The sequence below is a fragment of the Alistipes sp. genome (genome assembly GCF_048465575.1).
Classification (GTDB): domain Bacteria; phylum Bacteroidota; class Bacteroidia; order Bacteroidales; family Rikenellaceae; genus Alistipes.
In genome coordinates this window covers 71769-89676 of the sequence record NZ_DBFWLG010000036.1, presented here as the reverse complement: position 1 = coordinate 89676, position 17908 = coordinate 71769, and the positions used below count along the sequence as shown (strand labels likewise).

The following is a 17908-nucleotide window of genomic DNA, read 5'->3' as shown; positions in this document are numbered from 1 at the left end:
GGTGCATCCCCTTTCCGTGGACCGGCGACCCGGCTAATTCCACCCGGGGTTGTTCTCCGTGATGGCTTTGTTGACCGACATTTCCAACTCGGGAATCGGCATCAGGCAGTGTTTATCGGCCACGTTGCGGAACGGCCGGGCCATCATCTCGGGCCCCGTCGGGTTGCTGTTCATCGGGAAGCCCGAGCCCGACTGCGTGAAGACGGGATTGTCGACCGGCTTGCCGTCGACGGTCACCTTGAGCGGGATGGCCGCCAGCTCCTCGCCGATGCGGTGCATCCGTTCGAGGAAGATGCCCCAGCGCAGCAGGTCCAGCCGGCGGTGCGACTCGAAAGCCAGTTCGCGGGCGCGCTCGGCCTGGAGGTATGCGAGCATTTCGTCGTGCAGCATGGCCCCGAGATCCACCTCCGCAAGCGGGGTCAGCGGATCGAACCCGAAAGCGCGGCGGCGGACCTGGTTAACGGCTTCGAGCGATTCGGGGGTCGAACCGTTGTTAACCTCGTTGTCGGCTTCGGCGAACAGGAGCAGCACATCCGCATAACGCAGCAGCGGGTAGTTGGTCGAGTTGCCCCAGGAGTAGACCGGCAGGTTGATCTCGTACTCGCGGCGGAACTTGCCGGGCCAGCGGAAGCGGAAAGGCTCGTTGTAGGGAATCCGCTCGACGACGGCGTCGTTGCGGTACATGTAGGGCATGATGGTCCAGTCGCGGCGCAGGTCTCCCTCCTCGTAGGAGTCGTAGAGCTGCGGCGTGCAGTAGAAGACCCCGCGGCCGCGGGCGATCGAGAGGCGTGTCTGCTCGTCGGCGCAGTAGTCCTGCTTGGTATACATGGGGGTATAGTAGGCCGCGAACTGACCGGTCTCTTTCATTTCCGCCGATTCGACATTGCCGTAGCACTCGACCTCGAAAATCGACTCCCGGATGTCGTAGCGGTCCTGCATGAGCCGGATGAAGAGCTCGCGGAAATCCGGTTCGAGCCCGTGCACGCCCTCCTCCATCAGGCTCCACGCCCACTTGCGGGCCTCGGCATAGTATTCGGGCCGGCCGAGCCGCCCGGCGGCATGGAGGCACACGCGGGCGAGAATGCCCTTGACGGCCTGTTTCGAAACGCGGCCCCCGAACCCGAGAGTACGAATGTCCGCAACCATTTCCAGTGCATCCTCCATATCGCCGATCGCCGTTTCATAAATCGTCTGCGAGGCTACACGGGGGCGATGGACGTCGGCCGCCGATTTGGTCGATTCGAGCCTGAGGGGCACATCGCCCCAATAGGCCGTCAGCAGAAAATGGTAGTACGCCCTCAGAAAGAGCGCTTCGCCCTCGACCTGCCGGAGCAGTTCGGGCGCGCACGCCGCCTTGCCGGCATTCTCCAGCAGCACGTTGGCGCAGTCGATGCCCTTGTAGAGCTCCTGCCAGACGACCTTGACGCTGGCGTTGCCGGTATCGTAATTGTAATAATAGGGCACCAGCTTGGGCGTGGACTCCTTGGAGAAGCACTCGTCGCTGCCCTGCGAGAATTCGACGCTCAGGTAGAGGCCGTACACGTCCCGGAGCGGGTCGTAGACCGTGGCCAGCGCCGCCTCCAGCTCTTTCTCATTCCGGTACCAGGTCGAGGGCGAGGTGAAATCTTCGGGCTGGGTATCCAGGCATGCCGCACATGCAGAGGCGACCAGCAGTAAAAGTATCGATCGTTTCATGTCAAACTGTTTGATGGTCAGAAAGAGAGGTTCAGTCCCACGGTCCAGGTCCGGCTGCGCGGATAGGAGAGGTAGTCGAATCCGGGCGTGAGGGGCGAATTGTAGATCGACACCTCGGGGTCATAGCCCGAATAGGCCGTCCAGGTACAGAGATTCTGCGCCGCCAGGTAGATGCGCAGCCGGGAGATATGCAGCCGCGCAAGCAGCCGCCGGGGCAGCGTGTAGCCGATCTGCACGGTCTTCAACCGGAGGTAGGAGCCGTCCTCGAGCGTCTTGTCCGAGTAGTAGGCCACCTTCTGTCCGCCGGGCACGTAGTTGTGCGAGCGGGGATTTTCGGGCGACCAGCGGTCCACGTAGGAGGCGAACTGGTTGAGGCCGTAGCGGTAGGTGCCCTCGAAGAGGATGCGGTTGGCGTTCATGATCTTGTTACCGCCGCTGAACTGGAAAAAGAGGTTCAGGTCGAAATTGCGCCAGACGAAACTGTTGGAGAATCCGCCCGTGTAACTGGGATTGGGATCGCCCAGCACCCGGCGGTCCTCCGAGCCGACATGCCCGTCACCGTCGAAATCGCGGAAGCGGATGTAGCCCGGCCGGATCTGGTTGCGGGCCATGCCGTTGTCGGGCACCTCGTCGCGGAGCACATATTGGCGGCTCTCGTGCGGCACGGAGGGGTCGCTGTCGTTCTGCCACGTGAAATCCGAAATCTGGTAAAGCCCGTCCCAGACCATGCCGACGAAGCGCGTGACGGGCTGCCCGACGCGCGTCTCGTAGAGCGGCACGCTCTGGTAGTCGGAGTTCCAGTTGATGAACGACTCCATCTTCTGCTCGCCGTCCGCCAGGCCGAGCACCCGCGAACGGTTGAGCGAGATATTGAAATTGGTTGTCCACCGGAAATGTTCGGTCTCGACATTCACCGTATTGAGCGTCAATTCGAAACCGTAGTTGCGCACGGCCCCCACGTTCATCATCGCCCGCTGGTAACCCGACGAGAGCGGCAGGTTGGCGTTGAGCAGCAGGTCGTAGGTCTTCTTGGTGTAATAGTCCATCGTAAGCGAAATACGCGAATCGAACAGCGCCAGATCGAGCCCCACATCGGCAGCCCGGGTGCTCTCCCATTTGAGCCGGTAATTGCCCAGCGAGGCCAGTTGCGCACCCTGAACGAATCGGTTGTTCCAGGTGTAGCCGTCGAGGTTCGAGAGGTTCAGCTGCGACATGTAGGCGAAATCGCCCACCCGGTTGTTGCCCGTCAGGCCGTAGCTCAGGCGGATCTTGGCGTCGGAGATCACCTTGCTGTCGCGGAGAAAATTCTCCTGCGAGAGACGGTACGAGAGCGAAGCCGAGGGGAAATAGCCCCACTTGTTCCCGGCCGGAAATTTCGAGGAACCGTCGGCCCGGAACGAGAAAGTCACATAATACTTGCGGGAGAAATCGTAATTGAGGCGGAACAGACCCGAAACCATGCGGTTGAGGGACTTGGACGAATTGAGCGGCTGGGCTTCGCCCTCGTCCAGACCCGCAATGCCGAGGCTTTCGCGGGGGACGTTCCAGGCCGTGCCCCGGAAAGAGAAGTATTTGTACTCCTGCACCGTCACGCCGCCCAGGATGTTCAGGTGGTGGCGGCGGTTGAAAGTGCGGTCGAAAGTAAGCGTATTCTCGTTCAGCAGCGACTGCCGGACCTCGTATTGCGCATAACCGTTCACCCCCTTGATGATGCCCGCGATCTTCTGCGAATAAGGATGCTTGCTGTTGAAAAAGTCCTCCAGGATGGCCGTGTTGCGATTGATGCCGCCCGAGACGCGCAACTTGAGGTATTTGCCGAAGCGGTATTCGCCGTAAACATTGGCTGCGAACGTATTTTGCGCATAATCCTTTTGTTCATTATTCAGGTAGAGCATCGGGTTGTAGCGATTGCCCCAGGTCGTCATCTCCACGATCTCGGTATCCTCGTCGGCATTCAGCAGGTCGTCGATGTTGCCGCCCGTCACGGGACGATAGCCCCACATGTTGTACATGAGCGTCAGCGACGCTTCGGCATTGCTCGAGGGCATGCGCACCGAGGTTCCGTACTGACTGGTCCACGAGTAGCTGGTGTTGAAGCCCACTTTCAGGTGCTTCGTGGCCTCGACATCCAGACGCAGGCGTCCCGTGACGCGGTCGTAGCCCGACTGGCGGACGACGCCCTCCTGGCCCATGTAGTTGAGCGAAGCGGCGTATTTCACCGCTTTCGATCCGCCCGTGAGCGAGACCGTATGGTTGTGCATGGGCGCCACCTGCAACACCCGTTTCTGCCAGTCGACATGCTGCGCATAGCGGTAATAATCCGCAGTGCGGGTATCCAGCCCGTCGGAGTTGGGTTTGAGGTAGCTCTTGCGGGCCTGGTAGGGGTCGATCTCCAGTTGCAGCTTCACGAATTCGTAGGGGTCCATCAGCTCCATGCGGTTGGTGGTGTTCTGCAAGCCGAACGAACCCTCGTAGCTCACCTGCGTGCGGCCGGCATGGCCGCTGCGGGTTGTTACCATGATGACGCCGTTGGCCCCGCGCGCTCCGTAGATGGCCGTGGCCGAAGCATCTTTCAACACGTCGATCGAAACGATGTCCGCCGGGTTGAGCGACGAGGTGTTGAAGCTCTCCAGCGGGAACCCGTCCACCACGTAGAGCGGCGAACTGTCCTGCGTGAGGGAGTTCTGCCCGCGGACGACGATATTGACCGACGAACCCGGTTCGCCCTCGGACGAGGTGACCTGCACCCCGGCCACGCGGCCCGCCAGCGCCTCGTCGAACGACCGCACGGGGGCTTTCCGCATCTCGTCGGTATTGACCGACGCCACCGCCCCGGTCAGGTCCACGCGGCGAACGTATCCGTAGCCCACGACCACTACCTCGTCGATCTCGCTCGCCTCCTCGCCGAGCGTGACGTCCACCTCGGTGCGGCTGCCTGCGGCTACCTCCACCGTAGCGTATCCGAGCATCGAAAAGATCAGAGTCGGCTCGTGGGATGCGGTCCGCAGCACGTAGGCGCCATCCGTGTCGGTCGTGGTGCCGCGGGTGGTCCCCTTTTCGATGACCGTTACGCCCGCCAGCGGCCGCCCCGATGCGTCGGTGGCACGGCCTCGGACCTCTTTTGCATGTTGGGCTCCGGCACCCGTGCAAACGAGGAGCGCCGAGAGCATGCACAAGGCACGCAGCAGTAAAAAGTTCTTCATATCGGTTGAGTTATAGGTTTGGTTTTCGGTTGCTATCTGGTAAAGCCCCGCAGGACATAGGGCCGGCGAAAGGTGCGGTCGATGAAGACCCCGTCGACGAGCAACGCTTCGTCCAGCGGTTCGATACCGATGCGGTGCGGGCCCGCTGCAAGCGGGATGCGCACGCCGCGCCGCGCCTGGTTGCGCAGCACATCGATCTTCCACTTTTCCGAGCCGAACGTTTCCCGCAGATCGAACACCCCCGCTTCGGCGCCGTCCACCACGAGGCGAAAACGCAGATACTGCGTCGCCGCTGGGTGGCGGGGTACGAAGCAGGCCACCACGTCGGCTTCGGCAGTCCGGTCGCAGCGCAGCAGGTACTCCGCGCGGCCCCCCTTTTCTACCGAGAGCGCCCGGCCGCTGTGGCCCAGGCCCTCGACGACGGCGACCGGGCCGTCGGCTTTCGTGAAACCGTCGCCGGCCACGGCAGCCACGCCCGCGACCATGGCCGCACCCGGCTCGCCGACATCGTCCACCCGTTCGACACGAAAGACGTAACGGCGGCCGCGTGAGAGGATCGAAAGATAATCCGCACCGCCCGGAGCGGAAAAGTCGGCTCGAAGCGTCAGCCGTTCGTGCGAGGGCACGATGCGCCGGCGCTCCGCTCGAAGCCACGCGGGGAGGCTCTCCAAAGTGGACTCCGATGCACTGAATAGATTGACAGTCACCCGGTTCGCAGCAGAGCGCACGAATGCGGGCAACACCACGGTATCGACACCCACCCGGCCGGGCGCTCCGTCGACCCACAACGCCGTGCCCCTCCCGGCAGGCAGGCCGTCGCACGCCGGGGCCGCGAAAACAGGCAGGTCGCGGGGCGACATGGACATCATGCCCTGCCACTTGCCGCCGGCGATTTCGCGGTTGTAGTGCTCCGTAATCAGGCCGATCGAATCGTAGGCCTGCCGGGCGGCCCGGGCATACTCCCCGGCCGCAGCCAGCCCCTCGGCGGCATAGCGGCGGGCAAATTGGGCGTAGAGCAGTTTCCTGTTCATCAGCGCAGCCGCTTCGACCGGATACTGGACCAGTTCGAACCAGGCGTCCCGCCGGTCGCGGGGCAACTGCGCACCCAGGCGCCGTGCCTCGGTCTGCAATCGCGCGTATGTTTCGAGGCGGTCGAAAGTCTCCGGCGCAAACGAGCCGAACTCCGTATCGCCCACGGGCGAAAAGCCGCCCGGGAACCCCGGCTGCTGGATGCGGCTCCACCCCATGTGCTCGGGCTTGCGCTGGGCGGCCAGGCGGTAGTGTTCCTCAATAAGCAGCGCGGCAGCGCGGCCCACCTCCCGACCGAATTCGCGGCAGAGCCACCCCGCCAGGTGCTCGCCCGTGCGGGCGGGATCGACCGAACGGATATTCCAGGCCATGTCGAGGAACAGCTCGGTGTGGTACTCCGCAGGTTTCAGATCGCCCACGTTGAGTATCCAGATCGTCCGGGCGCCATGCTCCCAGGCCCGGTGCATCTCGGCGGCCATCAGCGCCGGCTGCGTCGTTGCGAGCCAGAGGTAGTCGTGCGGCTTGCCGTAATAGGAGACGTGGTAGTAGACCCCGGCTCCGCCGCTGCGCATCCGCTCGGTGGCATTCAACAGGCGCGTCAGATAGCCGTAGTTGTCGTCGCACCACATCAGCGTCACGTCGTCGGGCACCGCCAGGCCGTTATCGTAAATGGCCAGCACCTCCTTGTAAGGCACGAACATTTGGGGAATCTTCTCCACGGGCCGCCGGAGTTCCTCGCCGAGCATCCGGCGCTGGGCGCGGATCACCTCGCCCGTCAGACGGGTCTGCTCGTCGAGGGTTTCGGCTCCGGCCATCCGGCCGTCGTGTATGCCGCGCATCCCGAGCGTGAAGAGGGTCTCGTCGCGGGATACCTCCCGCACCCTTTCGCGCCAGTAGCGCTCGACCCCGGCGCGATTGGCCGCGAAATCATAGGCTCCGTAGCGCGCCGGGTCCCACTCGCCGACGTTGTTGCGCATCATCGGCTCGCAATGCGACGTGCCGACCACGATGCCGTAACGGCGGGCCGCCTCGCGGTTGCCCTCAACCCGGTAGAACGCCACGGTCGAAGCGTGCATCGCGGGCCAGATCGTGTTGGCTCTCAGGCGCAACAGCAGTTCGAACACCCGCGAATAGGTCTTCGGCCCGAGTTTCCCGGCCACATCGCTCGCTTCGAAGCGCGTGCCCCACGGATCGAGCCCCCAGTCCTCGTCGTTGAGAAAGATACCCCGGTAGCGTACCGAGGGACAGGCGGTTCGGTCGAATCCTGCGGGCAGCACCACGCTATCGCTCCGGCGCGGGGCGACATCGGCCCACCACTCCCAGGGTGAGACCCCCATGAGACGCGAGAGTTCCAGCACCCCGTAGGCCGTGCCGCGGGCGTCGCTGCCCACGACGAACAGCGCACGTTGTGTGCCTTGCACGGCTTCCGTGATGCGAAAAGCCTCCCACTGTCCGCCGATCTCAGCCACGGAGACACCCCATGCGCGCAACAGGGGTTCGATCCGCTCCCGCTCGGTGAGCGTGCCGACGACGACCACCCCATTCCCCGGAGCCGCCCGCCGAGCCGGAGCCGAGCCGGCCACACGCCGGACATCCTCCTCGTAGATGGCAAGAGCCGTTCGGACGACCTCGCTGCGGCCCGCATGGCAGACCGGCGCGGGGCGACCGCCCGCGACCAGCGGAAAACCGTCATGCGGAGCTGCTGCGATGGTGGACGCCAGGACCGTGAACAGGGCACAAAGCAATCCTCTCAGGTATGTTGATTTTCTCGGCATGATCGTCATTTTTCCGCTTCGCGCACGCAGCGCACGACATAGCGGTAGTTGCCCGAACCCATCGCCGTCAAGCGGCCGGCGCTCGAAATCTGGACTTTGGCGCTCGAGCTGCGGTTGATCTGGACGCGCCACGCCTGCGGCTGGGCGTTGGGACGGGTTTCGCTCGACCACAAACGTACCTCGGGATGGGTGCGCGTGGCTCCGAAAATCTCCTTGTCGCTGCGCCCGCCGCCGCGCATGTTCCAGTAGAAATAGTTGGGTCCCGCGGCGTCGGCCGTCTTGTTCCAGGTCCAGCACGCCGGGTCGATGATCCGGCGCAACTGCGCTTCGGTCGGGGCGTTCCACCCCTCGGGGCAGGGATTGACCGTCGCCGTGAGGTTCGCGGCAGTGCCGTTCTGAGCAAGGAGTTTCTGCGGATCGAACACATCGTTCCAGGTGTCGGTCGCCGCGACGGGAACATCCACGCCCGCGACGTCGATGCCGCACACGAGCGGATAGCAGTAGCCGCCCGGGGCCGTCGCATCGGGCTCGGCGCCGGCGGGGACCTCCAGCCCCGCCTGCCAGACGTCGATCCGAACTGTCTGGTCGGGTTTGTCCGAAACGGCCACCTCCCACACAGCCTCCCGCGGGAAAAACGTGGTGTTGGCCGGAGCCGTAAAGCGCAGGGCGTCGGGTTTGTCCTCGGGCGTCAGCAAGGCGGTAAAGAGCTCCGACCCGCTCACCCAGCCCACCGTAACCCGGCCGCTTCCCGGGTTGGCGATGACCCCCGTGTAGGTCGAGGAACCGTCGTCGGCTACGGTATATTTGCAGATGCCGCCCCCGACGTCGCGCCCCGGACTGACGGAGAAATAGTTGGAAATCTGAATCAGATCGAGGTAGATCATTTCGCCCGCATAGGCCACGCAAACCTTGTCCGCGAGGTTGACCCGGCCCGTGTTCGGACCGATCGAGACGGTGAAACACCCCCTTCCGGGATCGGTTTCGAGCACGAAGCCCTGCGCACCGTCGAGCAGCCGGGCGCTCCAACTCCCCTCGGCTCCCGAAGCCGTCACGCGGTAGCTCCGCGCGATGGCGCCGAACTCGCTGCGGGGCCACCCGGTGGTGGCCGGTTCGACAGTGAACGTCCGTTCGCGGCCGAGTATCTTGTCCACGTCGTTGCAAGACGAAAAGACGAGGACGGCAAGGATCATCAGATTGAATCTTTTCATATCGGTTATCGTTTGGTTGGTCCACGGATTATGCAGCCGATGCAAGGTAGCCATTCGCTTCGGGGCGGGCTTATCCGAGCGATTCGGAAAATGAAGCGAATCGTTCAATCACAGGACGAATGTCTCTTCGCCGACCGCGACCGTTCCGGCCGCGGCGTCGTAGCTTACACGAGGCGCCCGTGCAGGCAGCGCGGCCCAACTGAGTGCCGTGACCTGCCTCAACGAGGAGGCCGAAGCCGCAATCGTGACCAGCGGACGCTCCTCGCTGCGCGTCGAACTGCGCTCCTCGACGGCCCCGGTACCCAGCCGGAGCGTCGATTGCGCCGGAGTGAGGTTCTCGATGCGGATCGAGTTGCGCGCCGTGGTCGACTCCGCGGCGTTTTCGCCGTCTGCCGAAAGGGCCTGCTCGGGATAGAACAACAGTTCGATATTTCCGGCCGCGGCGAGTTCCACCTCGTCCGAAACGATCACCACATCGTGTTTTCTCAGCCAGACGAGTTTGCGGACAAAGCGTTTCACCCCCGCCGCATCCGCATAGGCCTCCGAAGCGTCGCCCGCGATGCGGACCACCTCTCCCTCTGCCGACGCCTCCACAATCCGCGGATCGCGCCCGGGCGTCAGCGGCCAAGGCGTGAACCAGGTGCGAACCTCGCCCCACTGCCCCACGGCGTTCACCAGCAGCGTATTGTGGTACTTGGTCTGGCGTTTCACATAGCCGTTGTTGCGCAGGACATACTCGCCGTTGGCATAGAGGATGAAATGGTTGGCATCGGGATGGATATGGCCCATGTCTGACTCGACATAGGAGCCGACGGGCTGCGTGTGGGCGAAAGTGCCCAAGGGTGCGCCGCAGCGGAAAACCACGAGCGACTCGTCTCCGCTCCAGTCGGTGCGTGCCGCCGCGAGACCCATGTTTTCGAAATGGCGCAAGGTAGGCGTTGCGGGCAAGAGCACCGACGAAACCGACGGATCGTACCACACCAGGTTGAGCCACGAGGAGGTCGTGTCGTAGGCGACTGCCCTGTCGGCGAAATAGTGTGCACGGGCATCGCGGTTGAGCGCTGCCAGACGACGGTAGAGGTGCTCGGGACCGTACCACGCATAGCGGGGCGCATCGGCCCAGTCGACGATGCTGTTTTCGGCAGTACACCTGTCGGCCGGGAGGGTCATCCAGGCGGCGTAGTCCGCCGTGTGCTTCCACCACGTACTGTTCGCATAGAAATCGCTTCCCACCCCGCGCGAGAGGTCGAAAGCCATCATCAGAAACTCCATGCCGTACTGCCAGTAGCCGGGTCCCTCCTGGCTCGCCCCGTCGGGCGAGAGCAGGCGCGACGACTTTTCGAGCATCTGCTGCGTGAACGCGATCCACTTCGCCGCTTCGGGAGCCTCGCCGCGCAGCACGAGAGCCGCGGCCAGCATCCCGCAGACGTTGATCCAGGTGTGATTTTGGATGTAGGCCTTTTCCAGCGACGCATAGGCCGCATACTGCCGCCCGACACGGGCGATCATCGTCTGCCGCAGCGTCGCAAGGGTCTCTTCGGAAAGAAAGCGCTGCCCGTAATCGTACAGCATCGCCAACCCCAACAGCTGGTGCCCGTACGCCAGTCCGTACTCCATGCCGTCCGGGGTGTCGTCGCGGCCCCACGCGGGATAGCTGCACGAAGCGAGCGCCCACCGTTCGGCGGCCTCGAAATACGCTTCATCGCCCGTGAGGTAGCCTGCCACGGCCAGCGCCGCGACGGTGTTGCCCACCTCGCGCTGCCACAGCTGTTCGCCTGCATCCTCCCGGTAAGCGGGAGGATCGCGCCGGACTTTCCCATCGGCCTGGGCTTTGAAACGGGTCCACTGTGCAAGGTGCGTCGAGTGAATAGCCGTGCGAAGCTGCTCGCCCTGCCAGTAGTTGAAGAAGAGCATCGGATGCCGGATTCCGGTATCGGGTTTCGGTTCGGGGTATTCGAAATGGGGCTCGTCGGCCGTACAGGCGTTCAGAAGCAGGACAGTCGGCACCGTCAGCGAACATAAAATGCGGGAGAAATTCATATCGATCCGTGTTTGAGGTTCTACAAAGGCAATCCGAAAACAAAGCAACATCGCCGGAAAAAGTACCGCTCCGTTCATCGGGCACCCTCTCCGAAAAACCGGCGCAGCATCCACTCGTCGGCCGAATTGTTCTGACGCACACTGCGGCGGTGTCCGTTGCGACGTTCCAAAACCAACTCTTTGGGTGCCGTGACGACGTTGTAGGCCGAATACATGGAGGTCACAGGGCACGAAAGGTCGTTGTAACCCCACGAGAAGAAGCCCGGAACACGGACAAAGCGTGCGAAATTGGCCGCATCGTAGTAGCGCGAATTGAGGATGCGCCGAGCCGTGCGGTTGGCCGTGCGCACCCGGTCGAAGAGGTGCGGCCAGCCGCCGGCCCGGTCGTAAAGGTAGCCCATGTGGTCGCACAGGGCGGGATAGAACGAGACGAAATAGCGTACCCTGGGATCGAGCGCCGCGGTGACGATCGCCAGCCCGCCGCCCTGGCTGCCGCCCGCGACCATCATCCGCTCGCCGTCGAACTCGGGCCGGGTGAAAAGGTAGTCGATGGCACGCAGACACCCCATGAACACCCGCTTGTAGTAATAGCGGTCGCGGTCATCCAGATCGAAGAGCGGGTAGTCGTACAAGGCGCCGTTCTTCAGACAGACGTAATTCTCCTCGGGCATGTCGAGCGGGATGCCGTGGATGCCGACGGTCATGGTGATGACCCCCTTTTCGGCCATGTAGAGCGAGGGCTCGATCTTCGTCACGCCCGCTCCGGGCAGGTAGAGCACCGCGGGATGGGGCCCTGCGGCAAGGGGAACCGAGACGTAGCCGTACACATAATTCCCTTTGCGGAAACTCTGCAACCGGACGTAGTAGACCTCGACCTCTTCCGTACACCACTCCGCAGCGCGCACGACCAGCGGTTGCATCGGAATCCGGGCCTGCCCGGCCTTGGCCTCTTCCCAGAACGCCCTGAAATCTTCGGGCAGATCGGTCATCGGACGCAGCCGATCGGGCTCGACGGCCGCCTGCGCCAGATCCTGCGCCACCGTGCGGCCTGCTTCGTCGAGCAGAAAGACGCGGCAGGTCAGAAACCCCGGCGAGGACAAACCCGCCGTCTTCACCCGGATGCGGCCCTCCGCCAGCACGGCTTGCTGCGTAAGGCAGGCGGGCATTTTTTCGCGGGCGAACGTGTATTTCACCCGAGCGCCGCGCAGCGGTTTTCCGTCTACGGTGACCGCTACGTCGTAGGCGATGCTGTCGCCCGCGGCATAGCACCAACTGTCGGCCCGGTCGGGCGTGATTTCGATCCGTATTTTTCCCTCGGGAATTGCCGAAGCCGCACCTACAAGCATCGACAGGAAAACAAGCAGCAACAGTTTTTTCATGACAGGTTATTTTTTCGGATTCATTTTCTCTTTAAGCCGCAGTATTTCCAGACCCGCTTCCAGCACCAGCCCCGTGCCGTGGGTCTCGCCGTCTACCCGGAGGCGGTTGTAGTAGAAAGGCATGTCGTCGCCGATACCCGTACCCACGCAGACGTCGCGCAACTCGCCCCCGAGGGTGATCTTTTCGCGTCGCAGCCCCTCCCAGCCGCGCAGGGCGGCGGTGGCATAGCGGGCGTCGATCCACCCCTCGCATACGGCATGGGCGATCGCATAGATGAAAATCGCCGACGAGGAGCTCTCTTCCCATGCGTCCTCGCGGTCGAGCAGCTGACGCCACAGCCCGGATGCCGTCTGACGCTTCACGATGCCGCTTATTTGGCGTTCGAGCAGCGCGAGGACCCTTTTGTGCTCCCCGCTTCCGGGTTCGAGCACGTCCAACAGATGGCAGGTGGCCAGCATCACCCAGCCGTTGCAGCGGCCCCAGTGCGCCCCGGCCGGGCGCTTCAGATCGCCGTAATAGCCGTGGTACATCAGCTCCGCCGCGGGATTCCACAGGTAGCGGTGGAACCGCCGCACCTGCCGCACGGCGTCGTGCAGCATCTTCCGGTCGCCGTACCGGCTTGCATAGATAGCCATGAACGAAAGCCCCATGTAGAGATCGTCGGCCCAGAGGGTCGGGCGGTGCGGCCACGTGCGCGCCAGCGTACCGTCCGCGAACCTGAGTTGTATCCGGCGAATATGGTCCGCGGCACGTTCGATCCAGGGATCGTACACGGCGGCTTTGGCGGGACGGCGTTCCAACAGAAGAATCATGGCGGCGCACTGGGCTCCCATGTGGTCCAGCTCGTTGAACTTGCGCAGAAAATGGAACGGCTCGTGGTCCTCGCCCTCCGTGACGCCGAAACGGTCGTAAACCGCGAGGGCGTAATCGATCTGCCGTTCCGCAAACCCGGCAAAGCGATCATCGCCGAACCGTTCTGTCATGCGTATCATGGCCCTGTCCAATACACCGAGACTGTAATGCCAGTCCATGTATTTGCACCCCAGGCGCACGCGAGCACCCTGCGGTATTTCATCCACACTCCGGTAGATCGAACCCGTTCCTCGGTCTGTATACGAGAGGGTATACTCGGACAAAACACGGTCCGCGATTCGGCGCAGCAACGCCTCGTCGGGTAAGACAGCACGCGATGGCAGCGAGCAGAGCAGGAACAGGCAGAGAGTAAAAAAAGTTTTCATCAGGGATTTCAGGAATTCGTTTCCACAGACAAAGGAACGGATTATCGCCGGCACGGGGTTAATCGAAACGTTCAGCGATTTATTCCTGCGTTTCAATCCGCCCTGCGACCGGTCGGAAGACCGTCGCGCCCGAACGGACTATTCCGATTATATCCTATCTTTGGGTCATGAAGCGCAACCTCTTCCCGAATCGCATCCTCGTCCTGCTGACGGCTCTTTTGCCGGCCACAGCCACCGTGCGGGCGAATACGCCCACGGACACCGTGGCAGAGACACGCCGGCTGCATTTCGGTCATCTTTCGGTCAGCGACGGGCTGTCGCAAATGTCCGTGGTATCGATCATCCAGGACGGCGCAGGTTTTCTCTGGCTCGGCACGCGCGACGGCCTGAACCGCTACGACGGTTACGGATTCCGCGTCTTCCGGCACGAACTGCACGATACGCTCTCGCTGAGCGACAACTACATCCGCTGCATGGTCCGCGACCGCGGCGAGGGACTGTGGATCGGCACGACCAACGGGTTGAACCGTTACGATCCCAGGTCGGGGAATTTCACGCGCTGCTATGTCGACCGCACAAGGCATACGGGAAACGTCAACGAGATCAATGCGCTCTGCACCGATCCGGCGGGCGGCGTGTGGCTGGGCACCTACAACGGGCTTTACAGGATCGACGACGTCGAAAGAGAACCGCAGCGGGTCGACTCGTTACCGCAACGCATTTACAGCCTGGCCTACTGCGATTCGCTGCTCTATGTAGGCCACGATCGCGGCCTTGCCACGCTCTCCGCTTCGGGCACGCTGCACCACCTCATCCGCGATGACCGCAGCCGTGCCGTGAACCTCATCTACCCGGATTCCGCAGGACTCATCCATTTCAGCTACGCAAATACCGGAACGCTCGCCATGCTCGATCCCCGAACGGGCGAAATGCTCGAACGCACGATCATCGCCGCCGCCCCCGAACGGCGCGACAACCTGATCCGAAGCATCGCCGAACAGCCCGGCGGACGGCTTGTTCTGGGCACCTACGACGGGCTTCGCATCTACGACCCCGCAACGGGACTGACCGAAAGTTACAACCAAACTCCGCAGGAGGAGGGCGGACTCTCTCACTACGCCGTCGAGACCGTCTATATCGACCGGGCCGGCACGCTCTGGGCCGGCACGTATGCCGGAGGGGTCAACTACGCCCATGCGCAGCGGGAGATGTTCAGCCATTACGACCCGCGGCAGAGCGGCCATCTGCCGGGGGTATTGAGCGCCCTGGTCGCCGACCCCGGTGGCGATGCGCTCTGGATCGGCACCGATGCGGGCGGGGTGCTGCGGTTCGACACCCGTTCGAAGCGGTTCGACCATTACCCCTGCACTCCCATCGCGGGCGATCTGTACAAAGACAATAACGTCAAGACGCTCCTGTTGGCGGATGAAATACTTTATGCCGGACTCTACACCGGTCAGTTACATTCGCTGAATACCCGCACCCGCCGCTGGACCGAAACATGGCATAATCCCGACCATACGGCCATCTACGCCCTGGCGCGCATGCGAGACACGCTGCTGCTGGGTACTTATTCGGCTCACGGGCTCAAATACCTCGCTACGGACGGCATCCGGGACCGCGACCTTGTATCGAACGACGGCCGCACGCTCAACATCAACCAGATTTCGGCCCTCCACTCCATGCCCGACGGCGAGTTGTGGATCGGCACCCGCAGCCGCGGACTTTACCGCTACCGTCCCTCGGGCGAACTCATCCGGTACACCTCCGACGACGGCAACTCGATCTGGGGTAACCGCATCACGACAATTTCTGCCGACAGCCGGGGACGCATTCTGGCGGGCACCTCCGACGGCGGCCTGAACATCTACGACCCCGCGGCCGACCGCTTCACGACCGTCACCCACCGGGAGGGTCTTCACGACAACACGGTCTGCTCGGCGGTCGAGGATCGCCAGGGCCGTATCTGGGTCATTACTCGGACCGGCATTTCGGAGCTGGACGCCGGGAACCGCGTTCGAAGGACCTACGACCATTCGAGCGGCCTGAGGGTGCAGGAATTTTCACCCGCCTCGGCGCTGGTCTCCGACGACAATACGATTTGGGTCGGCGGGGACAACTACCTGGTCAGTTTCAACCCCGACCGGATAAAAGCCAATACCTATGTACCGCCCGTCGTAATCACGTCGGTCCACGTCAACAACCGCCCGTTCGACGGAGAGTACCCGGCCGGAAAGGGGCTGCGGCTCGCCCACGACCGAAACAACCTCAGCTTCGCATTCAGTGCTTTGAATTACGTCTACCCCGAGCGCAACGCTTATTGTTACAAACTCGACGGAGCCGACAACGAGTGGCGCAGCGCAGGTTCGAACCGGGAAGTCAACTATGCCAACCTCGCGCCCGGCCGCTACCTCTTCCGCGTACGCGGGTCGAATAACGACGGCATCTGGAATCCCGAAGAAGCTACCCTCGCAATCGAAATTCTACCGCCTCTGTGGCTCCGCTGGTGGGCCTGGCTGCTCTATGCGCTTCTGTTCGGCACGGCAGCCCGGCTCGTTCTGCGCCATGCACGCGAGCGGCATCGACTGCGGCGGCACGTCCTTATCAAACAAAAAGAAGAGGAACTCTACAAGGCCCGCATCGACCTTTTCACCAGTTTCGCTCACGAACTCCGGACACCGCTGACACTGATTCTCTCTCCGCTCGAAGAGATGCTTTCGGCGGACAACCCGCTGCCGCCGACCCGGGAGGGATTGCGGATGATCGAAGCCAACGCCCGGCGCATGTTGCTGCTTATCAACCAGCTGATGGACCTGCGGCGCAAGGAGTCCGGCACGATGACCGTGCGGGTCGCCGAGGGGGATTTCGCGGGTTTCACCGAGGAGATTTTCATCGCTTTCAACCACCAGGCCCGCCAGCACCGCATCGACTACCGTTTCCAATCCGCCCAGCGGCCACTGATGCTGTGGTACGACCGCTGGCTTTTCGAAAAGGTCGTGCTGAACCTGCTCTCCAATGCGTTCAAGTTCACCCAGGACGGAGGCCGCATCACCCTCTGCACGGAACTCGTAGATCGTTCGGCGCTGCCCGACGTCGTGCTGCACGACAAGGAATTTTATGCCGAGGCGGAGCAATACCTCCATCTCGGACTTACGGACGACGGCATCGGCATGGACGCGCACGATCTGGAACGCATTTTCGATCCGTTCTACCAGGTCCGCGAATCCTCGTTCGGACGGATGGGTACGGGCATCGGGCTTTCGCTCGTGAAAGGTATCGTCGGGATGCACCGCGGCGCAATCCGGGCCGAATCGACGCCTGCCGGCGGCAGCACGTTCCACGTATACCTCCCTACCGGGCATGCTCATTTCCGCCCCGATCAAATCATCACGAACTACCGCGACAGCGAAGCGCTCGAACGCTATGCCGAGGAGCCCTCGGAGGAGTCCGATGCCCCCGTCCGTCTCCCTGAAAAACGCAGCGACGCCTTGGTGCTCATCGTCGAGGACAACCGTCCGCTGCGCACCTACATCCGCCGCAGCCTCTCGCCCTACTGGCGCGTCATCGAAGCCGAGAACGGGCGCTCGGGCCGGCTGCTGGCACTCGAAAAAATGCCCTCGCTGATAATCAGCGACGTGATGATGCCCGTGATGAACGGTCTGGAAATGTGCCATGCACTCAAGCACGACCCCCGCACGGCCCACATCCCCGTGGTGCTGCTCACGGCGCGCCAGTTCGTGCTCCAGATGAAAGAGGGGCTGGAGTTCGGAGCCGACGACTACATCACCAAGCCTTTCCACATGCGGGCGCTGATCCTCAAGGTGCGCAACATCATCTCTTCGCGCGAACGTCTCAAGGAACTTTACGGCCAGCGCCTCTCGCTCGAAAACCTGGGCGTCGAGATCGACACGGACGACGACAAGTTCCTGCAACAGCTCACCGAGGCCATCGACCGCGACATTGCCGACCCGGCTCTGAACCTGGATGCCCTCTGCCAGCGGATCGGCATGAGCCGCGCGAGTCTCTACCGCAAACTCACCGCCGCTACCGGACTCTCACCGGCACGCTACATCCAGTCCGTAAGGCTCAATCTGGCGGCACGGCTGCTGCGCCGAACCGACATGAGCGTTTCGGAGGTAGCCACCGCTTCGGGATTCAACAGCCTGGTTCATTTCTCGGCCGCCTTTCGCAAACAGTACGGCGTCGCGCCCTCGCGCTACGCGGCTGAAAAAGCCGGGGAAACCGCTCCGAACGGTGAAAATGAACCGCAGGAATAACTCTTTGGATCGATCCGCACAACCGAATCGGGCAGCCGACGCTATTTTTGCCCGGACAAACCG

At 62.9% G+C, this 17908-nt stretch carries 8 protein-coding genes; 1 reads left to right on the top strand and 7 read right to left on the bottom strand.

Features of this window, described 5'->3' with window-relative positions; all coding sequences use genetic code 11:
- Positions 1-33: 33 nt before the first annotated feature.
- The 7 genes from ACMQ11_RS09690 to ACMQ11_RS09660 all read right to left on the bottom strand — a co-directional run bounded on the left by ACMQ11_RS09690 (position 34) and on the right by ACMQ11_RS09660 (position 13568).
- The gene (locus ACMQ11_RS09690; RefSeq protein ID WP_418992568.1) at positions 34-1695 is read right to left on the bottom strand and encodes a RagB/SusD family nutrient uptake outer membrane protein; all 1662 of its coding nucleotides are present in this window, start codon (positions 1693-1695) and stop codon (positions 34-36) included.
- Between the two features lie 17 nt (positions 1696-1712).
- Complete coding sequence (locus ACMQ11_RS09685; protein ID WP_418992567.1) at positions 1713-4898, bottom strand: SusC/RagA family TonB-linked outer membrane protein; 3186 nt, start codon at positions 4896-4898, stop codon at positions 1713-1715.
- Positions 4899-4930: 32 nt separating this feature from the next.
- Positions 4931-7702: a glycosyl hydrolase 115 family protein gene (locus ACMQ11_RS09680; protein ID WP_418992566.1), complete on the bottom strand. Its 2772-nt coding sequence runs from the start codon at positions 7700-7702 to the stop codon at positions 4931-4933.
- Between the two features lie 5 nt (positions 7703-7707).
- Entirely contained in the window at positions 7708-8910 is a 1203-nt protein-coding gene (locus ACMQ11_RS09675; protein ID WP_418992565.1) for a hypothetical protein, read from the bottom strand.
- Positions 8911-9018: 108 nt separating this feature from the next.
- Positions 9019-10950 carry a DUF4962 domain-containing protein gene (locus ACMQ11_RS09670; RefSeq protein ID WP_418992564.1) on the bottom strand — a complete coding sequence of 644 codons (1932 nt, stop codon included), beginning with the start codon at positions 10948-10950 and terminating at the stop codon, positions 9019-9021.
- Positions 10951-11024: 74 nt separating this feature from the next.
- A complete protein-coding gene (locus ACMQ11_RS09665; protein WP_418992563.1) occupies positions 11025-12329 on the bottom strand; it encodes an acetylxylan esterase in 1305 nt (434 codons plus the stop codon).
- 6 nt (positions 12330-12335) lie between these two features.
- Positions 12336-13568 (bottom strand): glycoside hydrolase family 88/105 protein, encoded by a 1233-nt coding sequence (locus tag ACMQ11_RS09660; protein ID WP_418992562.1) that lies wholly within the window; start codon positions 13566-13568, stop codon positions 12336-12338.
- A gap of 167 nt (positions 13569-13735) precedes the next feature.
- On the opposite strand from ACMQ11_RS09660, the gene ACMQ11_RS09655 reads away from it, so the two are divergent.
- Positions 13736-17845, top strand: a complete 4110-nt coding sequence (locus ACMQ11_RS09655) for a hybrid sensor histidine kinase/response regulator transcription factor (RefSeq protein WP_418992561.1) — start codon at positions 13736-13738, stop codon at positions 17843-17845.
- The last annotated feature ends 63 nt before the right edge of the window (positions 17846-17908 follow it).